The sequence below is a fragment of the Streptomyces sp. MK37H genome (assembly GCF_018035285.1).
Lineage (GTDB): Bacteria > Actinomycetota > Actinomycetes > Streptomycetales > Streptomycetaceae > Streptomyces > Streptomyces endocoffeicus.
The window spans coordinates 1-2,007 of sequence record NZ_JAAAYH010000767.1 but is presented as its reverse complement, the minus strand read 5'-3'; the positions used below and the strand labels follow the sequence as shown (position 1 = coordinate 2,007).

Genomic DNA, 2,007 nt, shown 5'->3' with positions numbered 1-2,007 from the left:
CTGTTCCTTGTATTCCTGTGTTCCTTGCATTCCTGGTATGTGGTAAAGATCCCGCTATGCAGTGGTCCCGAAGGACATGACTCGATCCTGGCCGGGTGGGCCGCGGAAGTCCGGCGGGATTCGGACGGTGCGCTACGGCGATGGGCGGCGGCCAGGGGCGGCGGCCAGGGGCGGGTCGGTCAGGGCGTGAGGCAGCTGAGGGGTCGCTGAGCGACCGTGAACCACGAAACATGCCCGGTCGAGTTTGTTTCGTGCCCGAGTCTGTTTACTTTCCTGCATCGCCCACGTAATCTGGCCGCGAAATCACAGGTTCGGGCATGGAAGGGACGTAAACCCACATGTACGCACCGGAGCGTCAGCAGGAGATTCTCCGGCTCGCTCGCGAGAGCGGGCGGGTGGATGTCCTGTCCCTCGCCGAGGAGTTCCAGGTCACCGCCGAGACCGTACGGCGTGATCTGCGCGCCCTCGACCGGGCGGGGCTCGTCCGCCGTGTGCACGGGGGCGCCATCCCGGCCGGACGGCTGGACTTCGAGCCCGATCTCGCCGAGCGTGAGTCCACCGCCGCCGATGAGAAGGACCGCATCGCGCGGGCCGCCATCGCCGAGCTGCCGTCCGACGGCAGCGTGATCATCGACGCGGGCTCGACGGCGGCCCGATTCGCCGCCGCCCTTCCCCTGGAGGCCAAGCTCACCGTCGTCACCCACGCCCTGCCGGTCGCCGCCCGCCTCGCCGACCACCCCGGTATCGCGCTGCACCTCGTCGGCGGGCGGGTCCGCCACCGCACCCGGGCCGCCGTGGACGCATGGGCGCTGCGCGGCTACGGCGAGATCAAGGCCGATGTGGTCTTCCTCGCCACCAACGGCTTCTCACTGGACGGCGGGCTCACCACACCCGATCTCGCGGAGGGCTCCGTCAAGAGCGCCATGATCGCGGCGGCCCGGCGGGTGGTGCTGCTCGCGGACTCCGCCAAGTTCGGCCGGGAGCACTTCGCCCGGTTCGGCGGCCTGGACGATGTCGATCTGCTCATCACGGACACCGGGCTCAGCCCCCAGGACGCCCTGGCCATCGAGCGCCAGGGCACGGAAGTGGCACGCGCATGATTCTCACCGTCACCCCCAACCCCAGCCTGGACCGTACGTACGAGATCCCCGCGCTGGAGCGCGGCGCCGTGCTGCGGGCCACGGCCGACCGGGTCGACCCCGGCGGAAAGGGCGTCAATGTCTCGCGCGCCGTGGCCGCCGCGGGGCAGCGCACGGTGGCCGTGCTGCCGCTCGGTGGACCGGAGGGCGCGCTGCTCGCCCGGCTGCTGGAGGAGCTGGGCATCGAGGCGGCGGGCGTGCCCGTGGCGGGCTCGACCCGGGTCAACATCTCCGTGGCCGAACCGGACGGCACCCTCACCAAGCTCAACGCGAGCGGGCCCGAACTGAGCGACGCCGAGGCCGAGGCGGTGCTGGAGGCCGTCCGGACGAGGGTCGAGAGCGCCGACTGGATCGCCTGCTGCGGCAGCCTGCCCCGCGGGCTCGCGCCCGAGTGGTACGCCGAGCTGGTGGCACGGGCCCACCGGGCGGGCGCCCGGATCGCCCTGGACACCTCCGGCCCCTCGCTGACCGCCGCCCTGCGCGAGCGCCCCGATGTCGTGAAGCCCAATGCCGAGGAACTGGCCCAGGCCGTGGGCCGTCCGCTGGCCACCGTGGGCGAGGCGGTCAAGGCGGCCGAGGAACTGCGCGGGCTGGGTGCCCGCGCCGTACTCGCCAGCCTGGGCGCCGACGGTCAGCTGCTGGTCGACGAGACCGGCGCCTACTTCGGCACCGCCCGGGTCACCGCCGTGCGCAGCAATGTCGGCGCGGGCGATGCCTCGCTCGCCGGATTCCTCGCGGCGGGCGGCTCCGGGCCCGCCGCACTCGCCTCGGCCGTGGCCCATGGAGCGGCCGCGGTGCAGTTGCCGGGCAGCGCCATGCCGACCCCGGCCGACCTCGACCCGTCCACCGTGGTCACCACGGCGGACAT

Annotated in this window: 2 protein-coding genes; both read left to right on the top strand. The window is 72.6% G+C overall.

Features of this window, described 5'->3' with window-relative positions; genetic code table 11:
* The first annotated feature begins 338 nt into the window (after positions 1-338).
* The gene (locus GWI24_RS43695; protein WP_210951561.1) at positions 339-1,100 is read left to right on the top strand and encodes a DeoR/GlpR family DNA-binding transcription regulator; all 762 of its coding nucleotides are present in this window, start codon (positions 339-341) and stop codon (positions 1,098-1,100) included.
* On the top strand, positions 1,097-2,007 hold a 911-nt coding region (gene pfkB, locus GWI24_RS43690; RefSeq protein ID WP_210951560.1), incomplete at its 3' end, for a 1-phosphofructokinase. The genes GWI24_RS43695 and pfkB, both read left to right, overlap by 4 nt.